Here is a 24,676-nt window from a genome sequence, read left to right as displayed (position 1 = left end):
TAATTCATCTAATGGCTTTATCAAGATTTACAAATATTCGCATCAGTCTTTCAATATTCCTTGTCAGATGTCCGTTTCATACGCACAATAGAAACGACGATAAATATTTTAGTGTGTATTATTTCTTGCTGTCTTCTCGATAAAAAAGGAAATTCGAATATGACAATTGTGGATAAATCCAAGCCTATTCTGGTCACCGGAGCAACAGGTTATGTAGCAGGATGGATCATTGCGAACTTGCTACGTCAAGGTTTTACCATACATGCCACGGTGCGTAATCCTGCAAATAAAAAAAGTATTGAACATTTAATTGATATTGCTGCAAGCTCTTCCGGTGCTATTCATTTCTTTAAAGCAAATTTACTCCAGCCAAAAGATTTTGATGCTGCAATGCAAGACTGTGAAATTGTTATTCACACTGCATCGCCTTTTGTGGTGAGCAATTATAAAGACGCTGTAAAAGATATTATTGAACCTGCAATTCAAGGCACTAAAAATGTTCTGGAATCTGTAAACCGTACCGAAAGCGTCAAACGTGTGGTTTTGACTTCTAGCATTGCTGCAACCTATGGTGATGCAATTGAGATTCTTAAAAAACCAGATCGTTGTTTTGATGAGAATGACTGGAATACGACCAGTAGTACCGATCATCAACCCTACCCATACTCCAAGGTTGCAGCTGAACGTGAAGCGTGGAAAATGCAATCCGAACAGAGTCGCTGGGATTTGGTGTGCATTAACCCCGCACTGGTGATGGGACCCTCTTTAACCGCCAATACTCAGTCTGGTAGTGTGGAAGTCTTACAACAGTTTGGTGATGGGACAACGCTGGCAGGTGTACCGCCAATGTGGAATGGTATTGTTGATGTGCGTGATGTGGCTGATGCACATATTGCAGCTGCATTTACGCCAGATGCTAGCGGCCGTTATATCATCAGCGGTGGGACATTGAGTTTATTAGAAATAGGGAAAGTGTTAAAAGCCCATTTTGGTGGTCGTTATCCGTTCCCTCGATTTGAAGTACCTAAAGCAGTATTTACGCTGATTGCGCCTTTATTTGGTTTAACCCGTCAATTTGTCAAACTGAATATGGGTTACCCTATTTATTTTAATAATAAACGTAGTATTGATGAACTTGGCATTCAATACCGTGATATTCATCAAAGTCTGATTGAGCATTTTCAGCAATTGATTGATGATGGTATTGTGAAAAAACGTTAACCCACGATTTCAGTTGTCTATCGTTTTCATCACGATAGACAACATTTTTTGATTTTAATGCAGGCTATTTTTAAGTGCATCCAACTGCACTTGTGCCTGTTTTAATTCATCATAGTATCTTTCCAACTCACGAGATTTGGAAATACGATCCTGCATCAGTTTTTCTTTTTTGGCCTTATCCTCTTCTTTAATCAATTGATCATCCAGACGATCAATATCCTGTTTAGTATATTTGATACTTTGCTGAGTTTGATAATAATTGGATGCGACCTGATGATACGGTTTTAGCTTGGTATGATTCGGCTCTGGACAGGCGCTAATGCTGCCACTCCCCGTTAAAGATAAGTTAAAAATATTTTCCGGCTGACAATATTGCTGAATACTTTGCGCATATGCTTGTTGATATTGCTGTATTAGCGTAGTCGGAATATTCACCCCTTGTTTGCTACAACTGTCTTGACGTGATTCAGCACGGCTGGCATAGCCTTTTAAAGCATCCTGCGAACCCAAGGCTGACCAATTGGCTGTTTGACACTCACTGACCGTCATGGTCTGACATGCGGATAAAAGTAATGGACTAATCAAAATACACATGATTTTTTTCATATATGTTCCCCTATTGATATTGTGCGATAAATTCTAAAAACTGATCTTCATTCATTACCGTTATACCTAGTTTTTCTGCTTTGTCGAGTTTACTACCTGCTTTTTCTCCTGCCACCACACATTTGGTTTTGGACGATACACTGCCACTGACCCGAGCTCCTAAAGCCTGTAAACGTTGCGTTGCTTCATCACGTCCCATACTTGCCAGTGTACCGGTCACCACCCAGCTTTCACCATTTAACGGCTGACGAGTGGGTGCCTGTGGTGCTTCCCAGTGAATCCCAGCATTCAATAAACGTTGAATCACTTCCAAATTATGTTCGGCGTGGAAAAAGTCATAAATCCATTCGGCAGTAATATCTCCGACATCAGGCGTTTTCTTCAATTGTTCCAGATCGGCAGCCATCAAGGCGTCTAGTGTTTGAAAAGTATTGGCCAGCATTTTTGCTGTAGTTTCACCTACCCCACGAATCCCTAAAGCATAGATAAAACGGTGTAACTGAGTTTCCTTACTCTGTTCAATGGCACTCAGCAAATTCTGCACCGATTTTTCACCCATTTTTTCAATGCCAAGCAGTTGTTCCCGATGCTCATGCAAATGGTAAATATCTGACACATTTCCCAATAAATTTAAATGCAGTAAAGACTCTGCCCAGCGATCTCCCAAACCCTCGATATCCATTGCTTTACGTGCGACAAAATGACGAATTGCCTCAATACGCTGTGCCGAGCAATATAATCCACCTGAACAACGTGCTAATGCTTCACCTTCCGGCATTACCACTGGCGAATCACAAACAGGGCAGGTTGCAGGTAATTGCACCACTTCACTGTGCTCGGGACGAAACTCCAACCAGACTTTTTCAACTTTTGGAATGACATCACCAGTGCGATAAACACTGACAGTATCACCAATACGCACATCCAGACGATAGATTTCACCGATATTATGTAAAGTCACATTAGATACTGTAACGCCACCGACAAATACAGGTTTTAAGCGTGCCACAGGTGTAACCGTGCCTGTACGCCCGACTTGCCATTCAATATTTTCAACGGTGGTTAAGGCAGCCTGTGCAGGGAATTTATAGGCAGTTGCCCAGCGTGGTTCGCGACTTAAAAAACCCAGTTGTTTTTGTTGTTGTAGACTGTCAACCTTAATCACCATACCATCAATTTCAACCGATAAACTGGCACGTTCCTGCATGATGTCCTGATAACATTGCTCAACCCCTTGAATGCTATCCACCAGCCATTGTCGTTCGGCAATTTCAAAACCAAGACGAGTCAACCAGTGCAAACTTTCCGACATCGAGTTTAAACCATGATGTGGTACACATTGCGCAATACCGTAGGCATAGAATGCCAGTGGTCGACTGGCTGCAATTTTTGGATCAAGCTGACGTAAACTACCCGCTGCGGCATTTCTTGGATTGGCAAAAGTTTTTTCACCTTTTTCCTCGGCCAGACGGTTGAGTTTTTCAAAACCTGATTTGGGCATTAATACTTCGCCACGTACTTCCAATAATTCCGGTACTGCCACACCTGCACCAAATAAATGTAAAGGCAGGTTGCGAATGGTTTTGACATTCTGGGTAATATCTTCCCCTGTTTCACCATCACCACGGGTCACACCACGCACCAAAACCCCATGTTCATACACTAAGGAAATCGCCAAACCATCCAGCTTTAACTCAACATCGTATTGTACTGGTTGATTGGGTAAACGCTCCTGTACCCGCTTGTCAAAGGCTTCCAATTCCTGAAAATTAAATACATTGCCCAGCGATAACATCGGTACACTATGGATCACTGTAGTAAATTTTGCTAAAGCTTCGCCACCCACTTTTTGTGTCGGTGAATCACTTTGGATCAAATCGGGATATTGTTCTTCTAAATGTTTAAGCTGATGAAACAGTTGATCATATTCGGCGTCACTAATGCTCGGATTGTCCATGACATAGTAAGCATGGTTATGTTTAGCCAAGATTTGAATGAGTTGACGCATTTTATTTAATATCTCTAGATCAGTATTCACAACTTTGATTGTCCTGTGTTCTTGATTGATGGCAATACATAGGTCTTAATTTGATATAGACAACCAAGGATTAAGTAATTGTAATCCTGCAATAATAGAAAAATCTTTTTCATTTCGAGTAACCAATACCATTTGTCTGGATATTGCAGTCGCTGCCAATAAACTATCAATCACAGGTAAATTCCTGCCTTGCTTACCATATTGTCCGCAAAGCTGTCCCCATAATCGACAGGTCTGTTCATCAACATCTAAAATGCGCTGTTTAAATTGTAAAGGAATATCTTCATCTAACCATGATTGTAATCGTTGTTGGCGTATAGAAACGTCAAGCTGACTAATTCCTTTTTGGATTTCTCCAATTGTTAGACTACTCAGATAGAGAAATTGTATTGGTGTCGCTTGTAACCATTGAATCACGCTGGAATGTGGTTGTGGTTTGGTAAATTCAGAAATTACACAGGTATCTAATAAATACTTCATAGGTCAATCTCTCGACCCATATCCTGCTCTCGTTCTGGAATATCTAATCCCTGTAAAGGTGAGTTTAATAAAAAATCAGCTAAATTGGTGTGTTGCTGACGTAATTGTTTCAGTTCTTCTGTGGCAATAATCGTCACGGCAGGCTGTCCTCTTACGCAAATCTCCTGTTCTCCCTCTGATAATGCTTTACGAACAACTTCACTAAAACGATTTTTTGCATCCTGTAATGCCCAAGTTGTCATCATTTCACCTTATTCAGCTAGATAGACTAGCTTATTATTTAAAGTTATTTTATTACTGTCAAGTGATATTATAGATCACTACACCACGATGTCATCACTAGAATTATCTTTAACTCTTTGCCCTGCACACACCACCGAATACACCATACAATTGAGCTGTTGTTTTTTGGCTTTTGCTTCGATTCAGGTCTGGATATGATTATATTTTCACAAAAAAAGCTCCATAAATGAAGCTCTTTTCTCATATTGGATTATTTATCAGCTTTTGGCTTTAACCCTTGAGTCAGACCATTAATATCGCCACCCTGTAAGCCCAGTTCATTCATTAGACTATCAATTAATGGGGCTTGAGAACGATAACGCAAAGCACTATTCACCACCTGATCGGATAATGATGCATTACTATTGCCATTGTCACTATTTTCAACTGATGCTGTCGTTCCGGCAAAACCATTTAAGCCATTGACCTGTAAAATTTTGATGTCATCAATATTTTCCATCGGTTTAACACTTTCACGAATAATATCGGGTAAATGCTTAAGTAATGCCAGACGTACCTGCATTTCCACCTGTTCGGCAGACAAGACATTCGCCGCTTCATTGACTGCTCGTGTCCCTTCAGCATCCACCTGATATTGTTTCTCCAATGCCTGTGCCAGCAAGACTTTGGCATCGGCTTCACCTTTGGCGTTTAAGCGTACTTTTTCAGCCTCAGCTTCGGCAGCAATACGCACTGCTTCAGCTTCATCAGCGGCGGCCTTTTTCCCTGCATCGGCAGCAACCGTAATCGCAATCGCATCTTTTTCTGCTGCCTGTTTCGCTGCTACCAGTTCGACTGCTTTTTGTCGTTCGGCACGTTGTGTTTCCCGTACAGTAATGACTTCTTCTTCGGCTTTTACTGCTTCGGCACGGGCTTTATCGGCTTGGGCTTTTGCTTCCGATTCGGCACGGGATTTTTCCGCAATGGCAATGGCACGATCCTGTTCAGCCAATTCAATGGTTTTTTTCTGCTCTACCGTCGCACGCTCAATAGCCTGTGATTTTTGAATATTTTCATTTTCCACATCACGGGCTGCGGCAATACGTCTTAATTCCACTTCACGTTCAGCAGCAATGCGGGCTTCTTCTGCCTCACGTTTTTTGGCTGATTCCTGTGAGGCAATTTCTGCCATTTGTTCGGCTTTACGAATCGCCACTTCACGTTCTTGCTGCATTTTTGCATATTCTTCTTCACGAGAAATTTGCAAACGTGCTTGTTCTGCTTCAAGGTTTTTAGCACGAATGGCAAGATCAGCGTCTTGTTCAATGTCATTACGTTTTTTACGACGATCTTCGATGGTTTCTGTCAGTTTGGTTAAACCTTCGGCATCAAACGCATTTTGTGGATTAAAGAACTTAAAGCTGGTTTGATCCAAACCGGTGAGAGATACTGTTTCCAGTTCCAGACCATTTTTGGATAAATCCTCAGACACCACTTGTTGAACTTTTTGTACAAAATCCACCCGTTTTTCGTGTAATTCTTCCATTGCCATTTCCGCAGCAACAGCACGTAAGGAATCAACAAATTTCCCTTCGACCAGATCCTTTAACTCCTGTGGCGACATGGTTTTTTGTCCCAGTGTCTGTGCTGCTGTAGCGATAGATTCTGCGGTCGGTTTAACCCTCACGTAAAACTCTGCCATCACATCAACTCGCATACGGTCACGGGTAATCAATGCCTGATCAGCAGCACGACGTACTTCGAGACGCAAAGTATTCATATTCACAGGGATAATTTCATGCAAAATCGGCAGAACCAATGCCCCCCCATTTAAAATAACCTTTTCACCACCAAAGCCAGTACGAACAAAAGACACTTCCTTACTCGAACGGCGATATAGTCGTGCCAAAATCACCCCAAGAATAATCAGTCCGAGTAATATCGCACCGGCCAAAATCAATATTTCAATCATTTGCTACAGTCCCAATTCAAATTGTTGTTAAAATTTTGCAATCCCTATACCGGATTAAATCTGATCCTTTAAGATTGCTTTAAAAATTGTGTTGTGTTTCGATACCAATAAAATGTCATGGCCCTGTTTGAGCACCTGATCCTGATCCGGTTCGACCATAATATAGTGTGTTTGTCCAAACTGGTCTTTTAGTTTGGCCTGTGCAGGATAACCCTGACGTGCTTCACCAATCACGATTTGTGCCACAGAACCGATCAATTCATCACTATAAATGGCAGTGGTGAAATCTTTCGGTAAGATGCGATAAAGTCCCATCGAGACATAACGTACGATCGGCAACACCAGAAAAAATACCACGATACCAGCCAGCCATGCTGCTAAATATTGGTTAAAAATCACCAGCCAAATATGCTGTAAAATAAGCCCAGCAACACCATATGAGGCTAAAAATACTACCAGCCACATCAATACAGGTACACGGCCAATATAGAGCCAAGTTAAAAACTGTACAAAAGCACCTGTGGAGGTCGCATCAAGATGAACGTCGGGTGTGGCATGATCAGCCAGACTTTCAGGTAAAAGTTGATCCAGCCAGTCGCTAATACCGCCCACAAATAAATTGATAATTTCAAGAATACCCAACATCAGCATGATGGTTAAGGCAACGGAAAACCAGAGATTTGCAGGTTGTGTAATTAATTCCCACATCAGAGGCCCTCTTTATAAATGAACTGGATAATTCATCAAATCGTTATAAATAAATGTAGTAAAATCAGAATTCTAAAAACAACATCAATGATTTATTTTAAGTTATTTTATAACACAAATCATTCTCAATAACTAGGCTTGATTGGGATTTAAACATTGTTTGGCAATATAAAGCCAATGGCAGTTTAGTCAGGCAAACCGTAACAAACGGTGGCTTTGGAGGAAGAATACGGCGTCTTTTATAATAGGAAAATGATCATTTCAATTATTTTGATCGTTAAAAAATGAATGGATTTTTTTCATATTACCCACGATCACCTTGGTCATACCAACAGGCAGCGTTAAATTCGATATGCTGTAAAATTTCATCGAGGGATTCAATCAAAACCACTTGGTCATCAACCTGATCATGAAATCCTTGCAGCATCAAGGCGTGCATGCCTGCCCGACGAGCACCAAAAATATCATTCACCGGATGATCACCGATAAATAAGCATTGTTGCGGTAAAACCTGTAAATTATTTGCAACATATTGAAAAATTCCAGGCGCTGGTTTTTTAATGCCAACAGATTCCGAACTAACAATCATATCAAAATAATGTTGTATGCCTAAACCTTCGATAATTTTAAGCCGTGTGGCATGACCGCCATTGGAGACAATTGCCAGTTTAAAACCCTGTGATTTTAATTGTTGTAAGACTTGCTCTGCCCCAGCCATTAATACCGCACACAAGCCAAATTGAGTAAACCACAATTCAGCCAACTCATCTAAATCCGGTTTTCGCTGCCAATGCAATTCCTGAACTAAAGCATACGCAACCGAATGACCAATGGTTTTATGGGTTAATAACTCAACCTTGGGATAACCGCCTTGATCTATACGATGAATAATTTTTTCGATCACATCAATATCAATCTGTACCAAGTCTGTTTGATAAACCTGAGAAAAATATTCACTAAAGCGCCGGATACTTTTCCCCCGATGGGTCAAGGTATTATCCAGATCAAATAATATGGCGCGTAACTGGTGTTTAAGCATTGTTCTGGCTCAGTCTATCCGGACAAAGAGGATCTTTTACAATCTGTTATTCATCGTAAAAAGTTGATTAAAGCTGTTGAGCGCTAAAGCTATCACACTGATTGATATCACCTGACTGATAGCCACGCTCAAACCAGCGCTGGCGCTGTGCACTGGTCCCGTGGGTAAAGCTGTCTGGTACAATTGCACCTCGTGCTTTGCGTTGCAAATAATCATCACCAATTTTCTCTGCGGCATCCATAGCTTCAGCAATATCCCCCTGCTCTAAAAATTGGGTACGTTGCTGGGTATGATTCGCCCAGAGTCCGGCAAAACAATCGGCCTGTAATTCCTGACGCACAGAAAGTTGATTGCCCTGTGCCTGACTGGCACTGGCACGTGCCTGATTGACCTGTTGCGAAATGCCCAATAAAGTTTGTACATGATGACCCACTTCATGTGCAATCACATAAGCCAGAGCAAAATCTCCGGCCTGATCATTACGGGAAAGCTCCGAATTATTTTTGTCACCGGTAATCCCCATTTGGCTACGCATTTCTTGAAAAAATGAAGTATCGATATATACTTTTTGATCTGCGGGACAATAAAATGGCCCCATGGCAGATTGCCCAGTACCACAGCCTGTTGGGGTTGCATTGTTGTATAAAACCAAACCGGGATTTACATAGGTTTCACCATGTTGCTTAAAGATATCAGTCCAAGTATCTTCGGTATCGGCCAAAATAGTCGCCACAAATTGTCTGGCTTCCTGCTGATCCGCTGTTTCATTTGTCGGTGCTGTTTGTGATTGACTGCTGGCCTGTTGTGTCACTTGCTGCGTGGCCTGATAAGCCTGTTGCGGATCCACACCGAAGAATTTCCAGGCGACAAAAGCCACCACCAATCCAATGATACTAATGCCACCACCCACTTTGGCACCGCCACCACCACGACGATCCTCAATATTGTTACTTTCCCGACGACCTTTCCAGCGCATAACGACACCTTATCTACAAAGTTAATGTGATTGTTGTTTTTTAGAAAAAACTTTCTTCAACAAGCTAACGATGACCACAACAATTAAACCCGCGACTGCGCCAATGGCAAAATTAATCAGCGTAGGCGTTAATGCCCCGACAATACTCCCCACCGCAGGCAAATGCTCGGAGTAATCCACAGCATCTTCTGTCATATGATGTAAAAATGGTACAGCGTGGCTAATAATACCACCACCCACTAGAAACATAGCAATCGTGCCGACAATTGACAAGGTTTTCATTAAAATTGGGGCAAAACTTAATAGGCCCCGACCAAATGCCGCCTGAATACCCTGTTTGGTTTCATTCAGGTACAGACCAATATCATCAATTTTAACAATCAATGCCACCAGCCCATAAACCCCGATCGTCATAACAATTGCAATGAGAGATAATACACTGAGTTTAGTCAGGAAAGGTGCTGCTATCGAAATAGTCCCCAAAGTAATCACAACAATTTCAGCCGATAAAATAAAATCGGTACGTATTGCACCTTTAATCTTATCATTTTCAAATTGCCTTAATGATGTTTCGTCCTTTAGCAATTGTTGCTGTGCCACTTGGACATCCTGTTTTGCCTGAGGATTCTTTTTATGCTGAATGGTATGAATGATTTTTTCTACGCCTTCATAACATAAAAATAGACCACCAATCACCAGCAATGGATTAATTAAAGCTGGCGCAATCCAGCTAATAAACAATGCCAAGGGCACCAATATCAATTTATTGACAAAAGAACCTTTTGCAACTTTCCAGACAATCGGCAACTCCCGTTCCGAGCGCACCCCACTCACCTGTTGTGCATTGAGTGCCAGATCATCACCCAATACCCCAGCAGTTTTTTTGGCAGCCATTTTGCTCATCACGGCAACATCATCTAGCACTGTTGCAATATCATCCAACAGTAGTAACAAACTACTTGCCATAACTTTTATCCTGATTGTGTTTGGCATCATTGTAATTTTAAAATTTAGTCAGCAGATAGCTTTTTTGTCAATAAATGCACTTTTTTGGTATTTTATTGGGCATCATAATATCCCTGATGAATAATTATCGCATCTCGTGGTGGCGGTGCAGTATGGATCGGATATTGTGGCAAATATTCTGTGGTTTTTTTATAGGTTCCACCATAAGGTAAATAGACTTCTTCACTACTTTGATAATGATACTGCGGTTGAGCTGCAATATAAACCTGAACATTCGGTGTAACCACAGCAACTTGAGGCCGCTGTGAAGGCAAAGGCTGTCTAGGCGGATAAGAATAGATGGGTGCGATTGGGATATCGGTCATCAGGTGCAACATAATTTGGCTGGGTAGCTGTTTTTTTAGGTTCTTTATATACCGATTTATAGGTTACAGGTGCACTCAAGGTGATGCCATATAACGACAGTAATATGGCAGTTAGCATGATTCTTTTCATTATTCTATCCTCATCTTTACCATTGACTCCTAGAAAGTGTAGCCCAATTCATAATTTTTGCTATTTTTACTTTTGTTGCAAAAGAATAACTAGGCTTTCAGAGCAACTCTAATTACAATGCCAACATATTTATTATATATCGAAAATGGGAGTCGTCATGAATCAAGCTGTAGAACGTCCAATCATTTTAACGGGAGATCGTCCAACAGGACAATTACACCTGGGACACTTTGCAGGTTCATTACGTACGCGTGTCGGATTACAGGATTCCCATCAACAATATTTATTACTGGCAGATACACAGGCATTGACCGACAATGCCGATAATCCTGAAAAAGTACAGCGTAATATTATCGAAGTTGCACTGGATTATCTCGCAGTTGGAATTGACCCCAATAAAACCACCATCTGTATTCAGTCCTGCTTACCCGCCTTGTTTGAGCTCACCAGCTACTATATGAATTTTGTCACGGTTGCCCGTCTAGAACGTAACCCGACCATTAAGTCTGAAATTCAAATGCGTGGTTTTGAACGGGATATTCCTGCCGGGTTTCTTTGCTATCCAGTTTCACAAGCCGCAGACATTACCGCCTTTAAAGCCACAATCGTTCCTGTCGGCGAAGACCAAATTCCGATGATTGAGCAGACCAATGAAGTGGTGCGCCGTGTCAATCGTCAGATTGGCCAGAATGTCTTACCAGAATGTCAGGCACTGTTATCAACAGTTGGACGCTTGCCCGGCTTCGATGGTAAGGCCAAAATGTCCAAATCTCTAGGTAATACTATTGTATTGAATGCCACCGATAAAGACATCAAAAAAGCAGTCAATGCCATGTATACCGATCCCAATCATTTACGTATTGAAGATCCAGGCCAAGTTGAAGGCAATGTGGTGTTTACCTATCTAGATGCATTTGATCCCAATAAAGAAGAAGTTGCAGAATTAAAAGCCCACTATCGGCGTGGTGGTTTGGGTGATGGTACAGTGAAAAAACGTCTAGAAGCAGTACTAAAAGAATTGATCGAACCCATTCGTGAACGCCGTAACGAACTGGCCAAAGATCCAACCTATGTGATGGATGTATTACATGATGGTACCGATAAATGCCGCCAGATTACCCAGCAAACTCTCGATGAAGTTAAAGCAGGTTTAGGGCTTTTTCGTTTTTAATGTTGCACTGCGTTAATTAAGTAACAAAACAGGTAGTTTAATCACAATAATTACCTGTTTTAACATTCGTTTACGCGTTTACCAAAGTAATTTTTTAGATGTTGCTACATAATACTTTTAACAAGTTAAGCAAAGACTTAATTTTATACCCCAAGCAAGTTATTATGGCGCAATGATCACCCCAATCATTGCGTTTTTTTTATCTACACAATTCACAACTTATTTTCTTATAAATATAGGGTCTGTTGACATTTCGTCTATGATTGCGACAGTGGTTGTTTTTTAGGTAATACAAGGCATGAATAGTGAAATTTAGTTATTCTAAATGAACTATTCATAACGCAGTAGTGTCAAAAAACAACCCTGTCCCAAAGGGTTGTGGTTAAAATTCCCCCATACGTCGTTACAAAGCTCGACAAGGGAATAGCCATTGCCTTCGCTTTGTGCCTAGTCTGAAGAAATTTTAGCCTACAACGCAATCTATTTATCAAATGTCAACAGACCCTAATTTACCTGCCCACTTCATTCATTTATATCCATTTTCCATATCACTTTACTCTGGATACTACTCGTCACGATCTTTATAACTTTTAAACAATTGCCTATATTTATTTAAATTTTTATATTTTTCAAAAGTTAGTTGAATAAGCTCAATAAAATTATACTGAGCATCTTGTGAAGAAAAATAATAGCGTTGTTTCACCAATGCAATTAAATCAATTGCGGAGGGTAAATGATGAAAATAAGCCAATATAAATGCTTCACTTTCGTCGGATTTACCCGATAACCAATATAAGAACGCAATTCTGATTAATACAAGCTGTTCAACTTTTGGTTCATCCAATTGCAATAGCATCATATTTAATGCGCTGTGCTCATCAAGATAGTCTAAAAAAATTTTAATTTCACCATAATTTTTGATCGGTCGAGCCAGATCAATCTTTTGATAAATATAAACACCAATTAAGTTCTTAAATTGAATATGTAGACCGACATCCTGATGACGATCAAATTGATTTAATATTCGATAAAAATGCTCAGCCGGAAATTGTGTCTGCTGTTTCTCAATCAGCATGAACATCAACAGGATATCCGCTTGCAATATATATTGTTTAGTAACGTCATCCAATTGCAGAGATTGATCAAGAGCCTTGATTTTATGCAAAAAATATTGTGCCTTAAATTGATCTTTATGCTTTAAACTCATAGTCTTGAACCAGTATGCATAAATAAGGACTCGGCAAACTGTAGTATCGTGCTGATCTAAATTTTTAGCATATTCAATGACTTCATTATAAGCATCGTTCAATGCCACATGCGCCCACTGATGCTGATGATTCTTTATCTGAGCATACATTGCATTTAGCACTAAAATACGAATTTCTACATGTAGATGGAGCTTGTATTTTTGAATAAAATTCTGAGTTGCCCGATTATATTTAATAAGTTCAGTTTCTTGCTGTATCTGTTTCCACTGCGCCTGTGCAACAAGGTACTGTACTTCTCTATGAGGTACTGCAAAATACTTGAGTATAAATACCTGAAAATTTTTCGTCGTTTTAAATTCGTTTCGTATTAGGTCTAATTCTTGTCTTCGCATAAGTGTAATTAATCACAAAATTAATAATAAATATAATATTCATCACATTTTATAATAAAAAACCCTCATAAAGAGGGTTTTTTTTAAATATTTTATTATGCTAGTCCTTTTTCCTTCAGAACTTGCAGCATGGTCGAACCTAGTTCAGCAGGACTACGTGTATAAGCAATCCCCGCTTTTTCAAAAGCAGCAAATTTTTCTTCTGCTGTCCCTTTTCCACCAGAAATGATTGCCCCTGCATGTCCCATGCGCTTGCCTTTCGGTGCTGTTACGCCTGCGATATAACCCACGACTGGTTTAGTCACATTGGATTGAATATATTCAGCCGCTTCTTCTTCGGCAGAACCACCAATTTCACCAATCAAAATGATTGCATCGGTATCTGGGTCATCTTGAAATAATTTCAGTGCATCAATCTGATTCATGCCCGGAATTGGATCACCACCAATACCGATACAAGTAGACTGCCCCAGACCAAGCTTGGTGGTCTGTGCCACTGCTTCGTAGGTCAATGTACCAGAACGTGAAATAATACCAATTCTACCCGGGGTATGGATATGTCCCGGCATAATACCGATTTTACATTCACCCGGTGTAATGACACCCGGACAATTGGGACCGACTAAACGTGTGCCATTACCATTGGTTTCCAAATAACGCTTGGCTTTAAGCATATCCAGTGTTGGTACACCTTCGGTAATCACAACGATCAGGCTAACGCCGGAATCAACTGCTTCAATAATTGAATCAAGCACAAAAGGTGCAGGTACATAAATCACCGAAGCATCTGCATGGGTTTCACGTACAGCATCTTTCATCGTATTAAATACGGGTAAATCTAGATGTGTCGTCCCGCCCTTGCCTGGTGTTACCCCACCAACAACTTTGGTGCCATATTCCAGTGCCTGTACAGAATGGAAAGTACCATTTTTGCCAGTAAAACCCTGTACCAATACTCGTGTGTCTCTATTAATTAATACGCTCATGATTGATACTCCTTAAGCCTTCACAGCAGCAACAATTTTTTCTGCTGCATCGGCAAGACCATTGGCAGACGTTAATTTTAAACCTGATTCATCAAGAATTTTTGCGCCCAGTTCTGCGTTATTGCCTTCCAAACGAACAACAACGGGTACAGAAACATGAACCTCTTGAACCGCTGCAATAATGGCTTCAGCAATCATGTCACAACGTACAATACCACCAAAGATATTAATCAATACACCTTGTACAGAAGTATCCGCCAAAATAAGTTTAAACGCTTCAATCACACGCTCTTTGGTTGCACCACCGCCAACATCAAGAAAGTTTGCAGGTTGTCCACCATAGAGTTTGATGATGTCCATAGTCGCCATGGCAAGACCGGCACCATTGACCATACAGCCAATATTACCTTCCAAAGCAACATAATTTAGCTCATGTTCAGATGCTTTTAATTCCCGTTCATTTTCTTGTGATTTATCACGTTCTGCGGCAAGTGTTGGCAACCGATAGAGTGCATTGGAATCGATACCTACTTTGGCATCTACTGCAAGAATGTCGCCATTTTCACGTACCGATAACGGATTAATCTCAAATAATGCAAAATCATTGTCAACAAATGCCTGATAGGCACCTGTCATCAATTTTACAAACTGACCGATTTGTTTATCTTTTAATCCCAGTGCAAACGCAACTTCGCGCGCCTGAAAAGGTTGTAAGCCAACCAGCGGATCTACGGTAGTCTTAATAATTTTTTCTGGTGTTTCTTCGGCAACTTTTTCAATCTCAACACCGCCTTCTGTAGATGACATAAACGTCACACGACGACTAGAGCGATCTACTACTGCACCAAGATATAATTCACGCTCAACAGGATAAACATCCTGACAAACCAATACACTATTTACAGGTTGACCATTGGCATCGGTTTGATACGTAACAAGACGTGTGCCAATTAAATCTTTGGCAACCTGAGCAGCTTCTTCTTTTGATTTTACAACTTTTACACCACCAGCTTTACCGCGACCACCGGCATGAACTTGGGCTTTGATGACAGCAAATTTTCCGCCCAGCTCTTCAAATGCTGCTGCGGCTTCATCTGGCGTTGTTGCAAGGAGTCCGTCTTGGACAGGAAATCCATACTTCTTTAACAGCGCTTTTGCTTGATATTCATGTAGATTCATTGTTTTTCCTTAACCGTTGTGCATTCTGATTTTTCACGCTAGCCAATCTATCTAATCCCAACCATAGATCTTTGTCTAGACTTTTACACTTTGTTATTACATTAAAGTGACAATCCCTTCATTGCAAAAGGATTGTCTTTACAAGTTTTATCTCAAAACTTATTTTTTACGCTTTCTTTGGATGGCATGAATCGCACGACCATCAACAGCAAGTGCGGCTTCGTGTACAACCTCTGAATAAGTTGGATGTCCAAAAGTCATCAATTGTAAATCTTCAATTGAAGAGACAAATTCCATGGCAATCATACCCTGATGCACGATATCTGATGCATTTGGACCAATCACATGCATACCCAGCAAACGATCAGTTTTTTCATCAGCAACGAATTTTACAAATCCGGCTGTTTCGGCAGAACCCGCTGCCAAAGCACGACCATTTACAGCAAATGGGAATTGACCTGCTTTAACGGTATAACCTTTTTCAGTAGCAGCTTCTTCACTTAAACCCACCCATGCAGCTTCCGGATGGGTATAAATGACACTGATAATCGTATCATAGTTGACTTGTGCAGCATGACCATGAATACGTTCTACTGCCATTACACCTTCTTCCATGGCTTTATGTGCAAGCATTGGACCACGAACCAAGTCACCAATCGCATATACACCATCTACAGAAGTCAGGCATTGATCATTGACTTCAACAAAACCACGCTCAGTCAATTTAATCCCGGAATCTTCGGCAAGCAAACCTTCTGCATAAGGTTTACGACCCACACAGACGATGACTTTGTCAAATACTTGCTCTTTATCTTCACCAGCCTGATTATATTTAATGGTCACTTCACGACCATTGACCTCAGTGGCAGCAACTTTTGCCCCAATACGAATATCCAGACCCTGTTTGGTCAGAATTTTCTGGAATTCTTTGGCAAGTGCCTTATCAGCCATTGGCAAGAATGCATCCAGTGCTTCGAATACAACAACTTCACTGCCTAAACGACGCCAGACTGAACCAAGTTCTAAACCAATTACACCGGCACCGATCACACCCAGACGTTTTGGTACTTCAGGGAATTTTAATGCACCAGTCGAATCCACGATCAAATCTTCATCAACAGGCGCAACAGGAATATTCACTGGCACAGAACCGGATGCAAGGATCACATATTTTGGCTCAAGAACCTGAACATCGCCTTCAAATGGTGTGAATTCTACTTTTTTACCGGCCAGTAATTTACCTGAACCCTGTAACCATTCGATGCCATTACCTTTGAGCAGACCAGCAACACCACCTGTTAATTGATCAACAACTTTATCTTTACGCGCCAATAAAGTATCCAGATCAAACTTCACTTCACCCGTGCTAATACCGTGTTCAGCTAAATCATGCGTGGTTGCTTCATAACGATGGGAAGAATCAAGTAAGGCTTTTGAAGGAATACATCCGACATTCAGACATGTACCGCCTAAAGAAGGTTTGCCATTGTGAATACGTTTTTCAATACAGGCAACTTTGAAACCCAGTTGTGCAGCACGAATCGCTGCTTCATAACCACCAGGTCCGCCACCGATTACAACAAGATCAAACTGTTGAGACATTATTTTCTCTCCATTTTTAAATCTCCCCTAACCCTTCTTTTTAAAAGAGGGAGAACTACCCCTGAATCAATGCTGTAATAGAATTCACAGGAAGTCCCCCTTTGATACAAGGGGGATTTAGGGGGATTTAATTCAATATATTATAAATCAAGCAACAATGATGCTGGCTCTTCTAATAATTCCTTGATCGTCACCAAGAAACCCACTGCTTCTTTACCATCGATTAAACGGTGATCATAAGACAGTGCAAGATACATCATTGGTAAAATTTCGACCTGACCATTGACTGCCATCGGACGATCCTGGATTTTATGCATACCCAGAATAGCAGTTTGTGGTGGATTGATAATTGGTGTAGATAACAATGAACCGAAAGTACCACCGTTAGTAATGGTAAAAGTACCACCTGTCATGTCTTCAAGGCTTAATTTACCTTCACGAGCCTTGGCAGCATAAGCACCAATACCACCTTCGATTTCTGCATAGCTCATTTGATCTGTATTACGCAATACAGGAACAACCAGACCACGATCTGAAGATACTGCTACACCAACATCATAGAACCCGTGATAAACAATATCATCACCATCAATAGATGCATTCACCGCTGGATAACGTTTTAAGGCTTCTGTCGCTGCTTTAATAAAGAACGACATAAAGCCAAGACGTGCACCATGACGTTTTTCAAAACGGTCTTTATATTGCTTACGAAGTTCCATGATTGGTTTCATGTTGACTTCGTTAAATGTCGTCAGCATTGCAGTTTCTTGTGTAGCAGACAGGAGACGTTCTGCAACACGTTTACGCAAACGTGTCATTGGTACACGTTTCTCAACACGCTCACCAACAGCCACACTCAATGGTGTTACCGCAGGTTTGGCTTGATGATTGACAACATCTTGTTTGGTGATACGACCACCACGACCTGTACCATCAACACTCGCTGCATCAAGACCTTTTTCAGTCAATGCCTTACGAACAGCCGGTGCCTGATCCTGAACACTGCCCTGTGCTTGGCTACGCTCAACCACAGGTGCAGCACCTGCTTCAGTTTTTTCTACAGCTTCTTCAACATGCGCTGTATCATTCACTGCTTGTGTACTGTCAGCACCCGATGCCGCTTGACCCGCAGCACCTGCTTCAAAATCTGCAATCACTTCAGCAGAAAGTACAGTATCGCCTTCATTTTTGATAATTTTGCTAATCACGCCATCAGCAGGAGCAACAACTTCCAATACAACTTTATCAGTTTCGATATCACAGATGACTTCATCACGTGATACAGCCTCACCAACTTGTTTGTGCCAAGCTGCAATTGTTCCATCCGCGACCGACTCTGGAAATACCGGTGCTTTAATTTCAGTTGCCATTATTGATTATCTCCTGTTACTTCAACCTGTACGCCCAATGCATCTTGTACAAGTTGAGCCTGTTGTTTTGCGTGCAAATAAGGTGAACCACATGCAGGTGCAGCCGATGCTTCACGTCCTGCATAACTAATGCTAATGTTTCGACCCAACGGTAAAATTTCTTCATAAAGACGTGGAGCAATGAACAACCAGGCGCCCTGATTTTTCGGCTCTTCCTGTGTCCAGACTACATCTTTAATATTTGGATATGTTTCGATGATCGCATTCAAGACATCGGCTGGATATGGGTACAATTGTTCAACACGAATAATTGCCACATTATCCAAACCTAGCTCACGGCGTTTTTCCAGCAAATCGTAATAAACCTTACCACCACAAATCACCAAACGATTGACATTTTCTTTATTGATTTGATCAATTTCATCAATCACAGTCTGGAATGTACCTTCTGCCAATTCTGTCAGCGTCGATGTCGCCAGCTTATGACGTAACAATGATTTTGGTGACATCACAATCATAGGCTTACGAATCGGACGAATCACCTGACGGCGTAAAGCATGGAAGATTTGTGCTGGTGTAGTTGGTGTAAGCACCTGCATATTGTCTTCGGCACAAAGTTGCAAGAAACGTTCTAGACGTGCAGAAGAGTGTTCTGGACCCTGACCTTCATAACCATGTGGCAACAGCATGGTTAAACCGCAGACACGTTCCCACTTCGTTTCACCCGAGGCGATAAACTGGTCAATCACAACCTGAGCACAGTTGGCAAAATCACCAAATTGTGCCTCCCAGATAATTAGACTTTTAGGTACTGTGGTTGCATAACCATATTCAAATGCCAGTACTGCTTCTTCTGACAGTAAAGAATCCCAGACCACAAAACGCGGTTGATTTTCTTTGACATGACATAGTGGAATATAAACCGAGCCATCAACCTGATTATGCAATTTTGCATGACGATGTGAGAAAGTACCACGTCCTACGTCTTCACCAGTAATACGAACCAGATAACCTTCGTCCAGAATGGTTGCATATGCCAGTGTTTCAGCAGCACCCCAATTTAGTGGAAGTTCACCTGTTTGCATTTTAAAACGGTCATCAATCACTTTTGAAACTTGGCGCTGCATTTTGAAACCTTCTGGAAGTTTCGCCATGTTTTGACCAAGCTCTTTTAAGCGCTCAATATCAACTGTTGTATCCCATACATCAGTATAATCATGACCAAGATATGGTGCCCAATCGACAAATAATGCCTTATTCGGCTCACGAACCAAGGCATTGGCAACATGCTTGCCAGCTTCAAGATCGGCACGGTAATCTTCAATCAACTGATCTGCTCTGGCACGATCGATGATATTTTCTGCAATCAACTTGTCTGCATACAAAGTACGCGTTGTCGGTTGTTTGGCAATTTTTTGATACATGATCGGTTGAGTTGCTGCTGGCTCATCAGCTTCGTTATGACCACGGCGGCGGTAGCAGAACAAATCAAGAATCACATCTTTACGGAAAGTATGACGGAAATCATGTGCCAGTTGTGTTACAAAAATCACAGCCTCTGGATCATCACCGTTGACATGGAAAATCGGTGACTGAATCATTTTTGCAACATCAGTACAGTATTCAGTCGAACGGGCATCACGTGGATCAGATGTGGTAAAACCGACTTGGTTATTGACGATGATATGAACTGTACCACCTACGCTATAACCACGAGTTTGTGACATCTGGAAAGTTTCCATATTCACACCCTGACCCGCAAATGCAGCATCACCATGCACAATTAATGGTAATACATCATCACCACCAATATCTTTACGACGTACCTGACGTGCGCGAACTGAACCTTCAACCACAGGCCCAACAATTTCCAGATGTGACGGGTTAAACGCCAATGCCAAATGCACTTCACCACCTGGTGTCATTACATTCGATGAAAACCCCTGATGATACTTCACATCACCAGAACCTTTTTGGGTTAAAGTTTTTCCTTCAAATTCACCGAACAAATCCTGTGGATTTTTCCCCATGATGTTGACCAGAAGGTTGAGACGGCCACGATGCGGCATACCAATCACAACTTCTTTACAGCCAACAGCACCGGCACGCTGGATCAGCTCATTCACCATCGGAATAAAGGACTCACCACCCTCTACACCAAAGCGTTTGGCACCAACATATTTATTGCCCAGAAATTTTTCCAGACCTTCGGCAGCAGTTAAACGTTCCAGAACATGTTTTTTCTGATCAGCAGAAAAATTAAATTTTCCTTTTGTACCTTCCAGACGTTGTTGAATCCAGCGTTTTTCCTTGGTATCAACGATATGCATATATTCTGCACCAATGGAACCACAATAAGTTGCTTCCATATCAGCGACCATTTCACCCAGTGTCGCTTCGCTTTTACCAATTGCCAGATTACCTGTATTAAACACTGTATCCAGATCGGATTTTGATAAACCATGTGCATCAAGAGCCAAATCAGGCACATCTTCACGTTTAGCCAAACCTAATGGATCCAGTTTTGCCTTTTGATGACCACGATTACGATATGCGGCAATCAACTGCAATACAGCAATTTGACGTCTTTCGTGTTCTGTACTGACCTCACCTTGCTGCATTGGCATAGCACGTCCGGAATTGCGAGCAAGTAATAAAAATTGCTCACGGACATTACTATGGGGCTGATCTCCCTTAGGAAACCGGTCAAAGTACTGACGCCAATCTTCACCGACTGAATCTGGCGCAGTTAAATAATTTTCATAAAGTTCTTCAATATACGCTGCACTATCAGCGGAAAGTTCTGTGTCAAGACGCAATGCGTCAGCAACATCTTGCATGAGTGGACCCATTTCCTATTGCAAAAACAAGTTTGGTGATCTCGTAGACACACCTACACTGGAACACTTATTGATAGATAAGCGTCCAAGACCCTTGATCAATTCTTTCAACCAAGCGTTTTACACGATGTCAGACAATCTGACGATGAAATAAGTGTGTCATGTTGTATGCTAAAATTTCGCAACAACACAACACCTATTCCGGTACTACTCCAAACTTGGAGCATTTCTGCAAGACGTATGAATAAAAATAAAACAACTTTTTTACTCTTATTCATAAGACCTTTTTAATCTGCGCATGCTCATCAATGAACACAGATAAATTTTATATTTCACCTCTTAAAGACCAGAATACTCAGGCAAAACATATAAGTTGATAAATGCTAACATGTCTTTGCACTTCTCTTGATTTATTCGCAACATACTACCCATAAATAAATTAAATACTATCTTTAAATATTATGCTTACCATACCTTTTTTCTTATATTTTCTCGATAGCTCTAGACAAAAGTCTTACAAAATCTTCAAGCATAAAAAACGCACCCCTCAGGATGCGCTTTTTTGCTTAATTAAGCAAATTAACCTGCTTGATCCAGCAACATGCTACGGATGTGGCCAATCGCCTTGGTTGGATTCAAACCTTTAGGACAAACAGACACACAGTTCATAATACCCTTACAACGGAACAAACTAAATGGATCATCTAAACGCCCCAAACGCTCTTGTGTTGCAGTATCACGAGAATCAATGATAAAGCGGTATGCATTTAACAATGCTGATGGCCCAAGGAACTTATCAGGATTCCACCAGAATGATGGACATGCTGTTGAACAACAAGCACATAGAATACATTCATACAGACCATTTAAATGTTCGCGCTCTTCGGGAGACTGTAACCGTTCTTTAGGCGGAGCCGGCTGATTATTAATCAAGAAGGGTTGAATCTTGTCATATTGATCATAGAACTGGTTCATATCCACAACCAGATCTTTAATCACTGGCAGACCTGGTAATGGTCGAATGGTAATGACTTCAGGCAAATCATTTAAATTCCATAGACATGCCAGACCATTTTTACCATTAATATTCACACCATCAGAACCACAGATTCCTTCACGGCACGAACGACGGAAAGTTAAACTTTCATCCTGAACTTTTAATGCCAATAATGCATCAAGCAACATACGATGCTTATCGTTAAGTTCAAGTTTATAGGTTTGCATATACGGCGCTTTATCCTTATCAGGATCATAACGGTAGATGTGAAACGTACGAGTACCTCTACTCATCTTAATTCTCCCAATTAGAATGTACGTGGCTTAGGTTCAATTGGATCAACAGTCAATGGTTGATAACGCACTGGCTTGTACTCTAAACGGTTGTCAGATGAATACCATAAAGTATGCTTCATCCATTCATCATCACGACGACCATAAGGATAATCTGGGTGATCTGGTGGTAACTCATAGTCTACCACTGTGTGTGCACCACGACATTCTTTACGAGCAGCAGCAGAAATCAGGGTCGCTTTTGCTACTTCGTATAGATTTTCAACTTCAAGGGCTTCAATACGGGCTGTATTAAATACTTTAGATTTGTCTTTCAAGTGAATGTTGCGTACACGCGGTTCAAGTGCAAGAATCTGTTTTACACCTTCATCAAGCAAGGCCTGAGTACGGAATACAGCAGCATGGTTTTGCACGACCTCACGAATTGCATCGGCAACTTCCTGTGCATTTTCACCCTCTACCGTATTATCCAGATGAACCACACGTGCCAAAGTTTTTTCCAATACATCATTCGGTAAAGGTGCATAATCATCACCATGATGCTTGGTAACGTAATCAATGATATGTTCACCAGCTGCCTTACCAAACACCACAAGGTCAAGCAATGAGTTTGTGCCTAGACGGTTGGCACCATGTACAGATACACAAGAACACTCACCGATTGCATAAAAGCCTTTAACCACTTTCACATAATCAGGGCAATTGCCTTCATATGAATACTCTTTGGTTTCTTTATTATAATTGGTAATCAGTTGTGGATTTTCTGTCGGAACTGGCACAACAACCTGTCCATGAATATTGGTCGGAATACCACCCATTTGATAATGGATCGTTGGTACAACCGGAATAGGCTCTCTCGTGATATCCACGTTTGCGAATTTTTTACCAATTTCAAATACCGATGGCAAACGTTTCATGATGGTGTCTGCACCCAGATGGGTCATATCCAGCAGAATATAATCACCTTTAGGTCCACAACCGCGACCTTCTTTAATTTCCTGATCCATGGAACGTGATACAAAGTCACGAGGCGCCAAATCTTTTAATGTGGGCGCATAACGCTCCATAAATGGTTCACCATCCTTATTCCGAAGAATCGCACCTTCACCGCGACAACCTTCAGTTAACAGCACGCCGGCACCTGCCACACCTGTTGGGTGAAATTGCCAGAATTCCATATCCTGTAATGGAATACCTGCACGCGCTGCCATACCCAGACCATCACCAGTATTGATATAGGCATTGGTTGATGCACGATAAACACGACCTGCACCACCAGTTGCAAACAAAGTTGCTTTGGCCTGAAATGCGGCAATATTACCCGTTTCCTGATCAATCGCTGTTACACCCACGACATCACCTTCTTCATTACGAATTAGGTCGAGTGCAATCCATTCCACGAAAAATTGAGTACCCATTTTTACATTGCTTTGGTACAGGGTATGCAATAAGGCATGACCAGTACGGTCAGCAGCAGCACAGGCACGAGGAACTGCTTTTTCACCATAATTTGCAGAGTGACCACCAAAAGGACGTTGGTAAATCGTACCATCCTTATTACGGTCAAATGGCATGCCCAGATGTTCAAGTTCATATACAACTTTTGGCGCTTCGCGAGTCATAAACTCACAAGCATCCTGATCACTTAACCAGTCGCCACCTTTTACGGTGTCATAAAAGTGGTAATGCCAGTTATCTTCCTGCATATTACCAAGAGATGCACCAATACCACCTTGTGCTGCAACGGTATGCGAACGTGTCGGGAATACTTTGGTCAATACTGCAACTTTCAAACCTGCCTGTGCAAGCTGATAAGATGCACGCATACCAGAACCACCGCCACCAACGATTACAGCATCGAAAGAGAGGGTTTGAATATTTGAATAATCTTCTTTAGGAGTTATTGCACCCATGA

The 24,676-nt window shown here is 41.3% G+C and carries 21 protein-coding genes; 2 read left to right on the top strand and 19 right to left on the bottom strand.

The genetic code is table 11. From position 1 onward, the window contains the following. Positions 1-168: 168 nt before the first annotated feature. Positions 169-1,221 (top strand): SDR family oxidoreductase, encoded by a 1,053-nt coding sequence (locus CRO21_RS10140; protein WP_097079234.1) that lies wholly within the window; start codon positions 169-171, stop codon positions 1,219-1,221. Positions 1,222-1,275: 54 nt separating this feature from the next. Here the strand turns inward: CRO21_RS10140 and CRO21_RS10135 are convergent, their stop codons facing one another. From CRO21_RS10135 to CRO21_RS17575, 11 genes are all read right to left on the bottom strand, one after another. After that, positions 1,276-1,827, bottom strand: coding sequence for a DUF2799 domain-containing protein (locus CRO21_RS10135; protein ID WP_097079181.1), 552 nt, complete (start codon positions 1,825-1,827; stop codon positions 1,276-1,278). 10 nt (positions 1,828-1,837) lie between these two features. Further along, positions 1,838-3,865: an NAD-dependent DNA ligase LigA gene (gene ligA / locus CRO21_RS10130; RefSeq protein WP_378234978.1), complete on the bottom strand. Its 2,028-nt coding sequence runs from the start codon at positions 3,863-3,865 to the stop codon at positions 1,838-1,840. 45 nt (positions 3,866-3,910) lie between these two features. After that, the gene (locus tag CRO21_RS10125; RefSeq protein ID WP_097079179.1) at positions 3,911-4,345 is read right to left on the bottom strand and encodes a type II toxin-antitoxin system VapC family toxin; all 435 of its coding nucleotides are present in this window, start codon (positions 4,343-4,345) and stop codon (positions 3,911-3,913) included. After that, positions 4,342-4,587, bottom strand: a complete 246-nt coding sequence (locus CRO21_RS10120; protein WP_213064420.1) for a type II toxin-antitoxin system prevent-host-death family antitoxin — start codon at positions 4,585-4,587, stop codon at positions 4,342-4,344. Before CRO21_RS10120 ends, CRO21_RS10125 begins: the two co-directional genes overlap by 4 nt. A gap of 251 nt (positions 4,588-4,838) precedes the next feature. Further along, positions 4,839-6,539 (bottom strand): flotillin family protein, encoded by a 1,701-nt coding sequence (locus CRO21_RS10115; RefSeq protein ID WP_097079177.1) that lies wholly within the window; start codon positions 6,537-6,539, stop codon positions 4,839-4,841. 54 nt (positions 6,540-6,593) lie between these two features. Beyond that, positions 6,594-7,247 carry a YqiJ family protein gene (locus CRO21_RS10110; protein WP_097079176.1) on the bottom strand — a complete coding sequence of 218 codons (654 nt, stop codon included), beginning with the start codon at positions 7,245-7,247 and terminating at the stop codon, positions 6,594-6,596. A 304-nt stretch (positions 7,248-7,551) separates the two neighbouring features. After that, on the bottom strand, positions 7,552-8,286 hold the full coding sequence (locus tag CRO21_RS10105) for an HAD family hydrolase (protein WP_097079175.1): 735 nt from the start codon (positions 8,284-8,286) through the stop codon (positions 7,552-7,554). Positions 8,287-8,353: 67 nt separating this feature from the next. Next, positions 8,354-9,262: a KPN_02809 family neutral zinc metallopeptidase gene (gene ypfJ / locus CRO21_RS10100; protein ID WP_097079174.1), complete on the bottom strand. Its 909-nt coding sequence runs from the start codon at positions 9,260-9,262 to the stop codon at positions 8,354-8,356. Positions 9,263-9,283: 21 nt separating this feature from the next. Next, positions 9,284-10,228, bottom strand: a complete 945-nt coding sequence (locus tag CRO21_RS10095) for a DUF808 domain-containing protein (RefSeq protein ID WP_097079173.1) — start codon at positions 10,226-10,228, stop codon at positions 9,284-9,286. Between the two features lie 92 nt (positions 10,229-10,320). Beyond that, positions 10,321-10,593: a hypothetical protein gene (locus tag CRO21_RS10090; protein WP_141398128.1), complete on the bottom strand. Its 273-nt coding sequence runs from the start codon at positions 10,591-10,593 to the stop codon at positions 10,321-10,323. Continuing rightward, complete coding sequence (locus CRO21_RS17575) at positions 10,550-10,723, bottom strand: hypothetical protein (RefSeq protein ID WP_171294026.1); 174 nt, start codon at positions 10,721-10,723, stop codon at positions 10,550-10,552. Before CRO21_RS17575 ends, CRO21_RS10090 begins: the two co-directional genes overlap by 44 nt. Positions 10,724-10,880: 157 nt before the next feature. On the opposite strand from CRO21_RS17575, the gene trpS reads away from it, so the two are divergent. Next, on the top strand, positions 10,881-11,894 hold the full coding sequence (trpS, locus tag CRO21_RS10085) for a tryptophan--tRNA ligase (RefSeq protein WP_097079171.1): 1,014 nt from the start codon (positions 10,881-10,883) through the stop codon (positions 11,892-11,894). Positions 11,895-12,459: 565 nt separating this feature from the next. Here the strand turns inward: trpS and CRO21_RS10080 are convergent. From CRO21_RS10080 to CRO21_RS10045, 8 genes are all read right to left on the bottom strand, one after another. Beyond that, a complete protein-coding gene (locus tag CRO21_RS10080) occupies positions 12,460-13,494 on the bottom strand; it encodes a hypothetical protein (RefSeq protein ID WP_097079170.1) in 1,035 nt (344 codons plus the stop codon). A gap of 95 nt (positions 13,495-13,589) precedes the next feature. Then, positions 13,590-14,480 (bottom strand): succinate--CoA ligase subunit alpha, encoded by an 891-nt coding sequence (gene sucD, locus CRO21_RS10075; protein ID WP_097079169.1) that lies wholly within the window; start codon positions 14,478-14,480, stop codon positions 13,590-13,592. A 12-nt stretch (positions 14,481-14,492) separates the two neighbouring features. Beyond that, on the bottom strand, positions 14,493-15,659 hold the full coding sequence (sucC, locus tag CRO21_RS10070; RefSeq protein WP_097079168.1) for an ADP-forming succinate--CoA ligase subunit beta: 1,167 nt from the start codon (positions 15,657-15,659) through the stop codon (positions 14,493-14,495). A 159-nt stretch (positions 15,660-15,818) separates the two neighbouring features. Next, a complete protein-coding gene (lpdA, locus tag CRO21_RS10065; protein ID WP_097079167.1) occupies positions 15,819-17,261 on the bottom strand; it encodes a dihydrolipoyl dehydrogenase in 1,443 nt (480 codons plus the stop codon). 140 nt (positions 17,262-17,401) lie between these two features. Further along, entirely contained in the window at positions 17,402-18,631 is a 1,230-nt protein-coding gene (gene odhB, locus CRO21_RS10060; RefSeq protein WP_097079166.1) for a 2-oxoglutarate dehydrogenase complex dihydrolipoyllysine-residue succinyltransferase, read from the bottom strand. Beyond that, the gene (locus CRO21_RS10055) at positions 18,631-21,471 is read right to left on the bottom strand and encodes a 2-oxoglutarate dehydrogenase E1 component (RefSeq protein ID WP_213064419.1); all 2,841 of its coding nucleotides are present in this window, start codon (positions 21,469-21,471) and stop codon (positions 18,631-18,633) included. The genes odhB and CRO21_RS10055 overlap by 1 nt, the downstream gene beginning before the upstream one ends. Before the next feature lie 579 nt (positions 21,472-22,050). After that, entirely contained in the window at positions 22,051-22,761 is a 711-nt protein-coding gene (locus CRO21_RS10050; protein ID WP_097079164.1) for a succinate dehydrogenase iron-sulfur subunit, read from the bottom strand. A 14-nt stretch (positions 22,762-22,775) separates the two neighbouring features. Further along, positions 22,776-24,674 carry an FAD-binding protein gene (locus tag CRO21_RS10045; RefSeq protein WP_097079163.1) on the bottom strand — a complete coding sequence of 633 codons (1,899 nt, stop codon included), beginning with the start codon at positions 24,672-24,674 and terminating at the stop codon, positions 22,776-22,778. Between the last annotated feature and the right edge of the window lie 2 nt (positions 24,675-24,676).

Source organism: Acinetobacter puyangensis, assembly GCF_900096995.1.
GTDB classification, from domain to species: domain Bacteria; phylum Pseudomonadota; class Gammaproteobacteria; order Pseudomonadales; family Moraxellaceae; genus Acinetobacter; species Acinetobacter puyangensis.
This window is presented reverse-complemented; position numbering and strand designations above follow the sequence as displayed.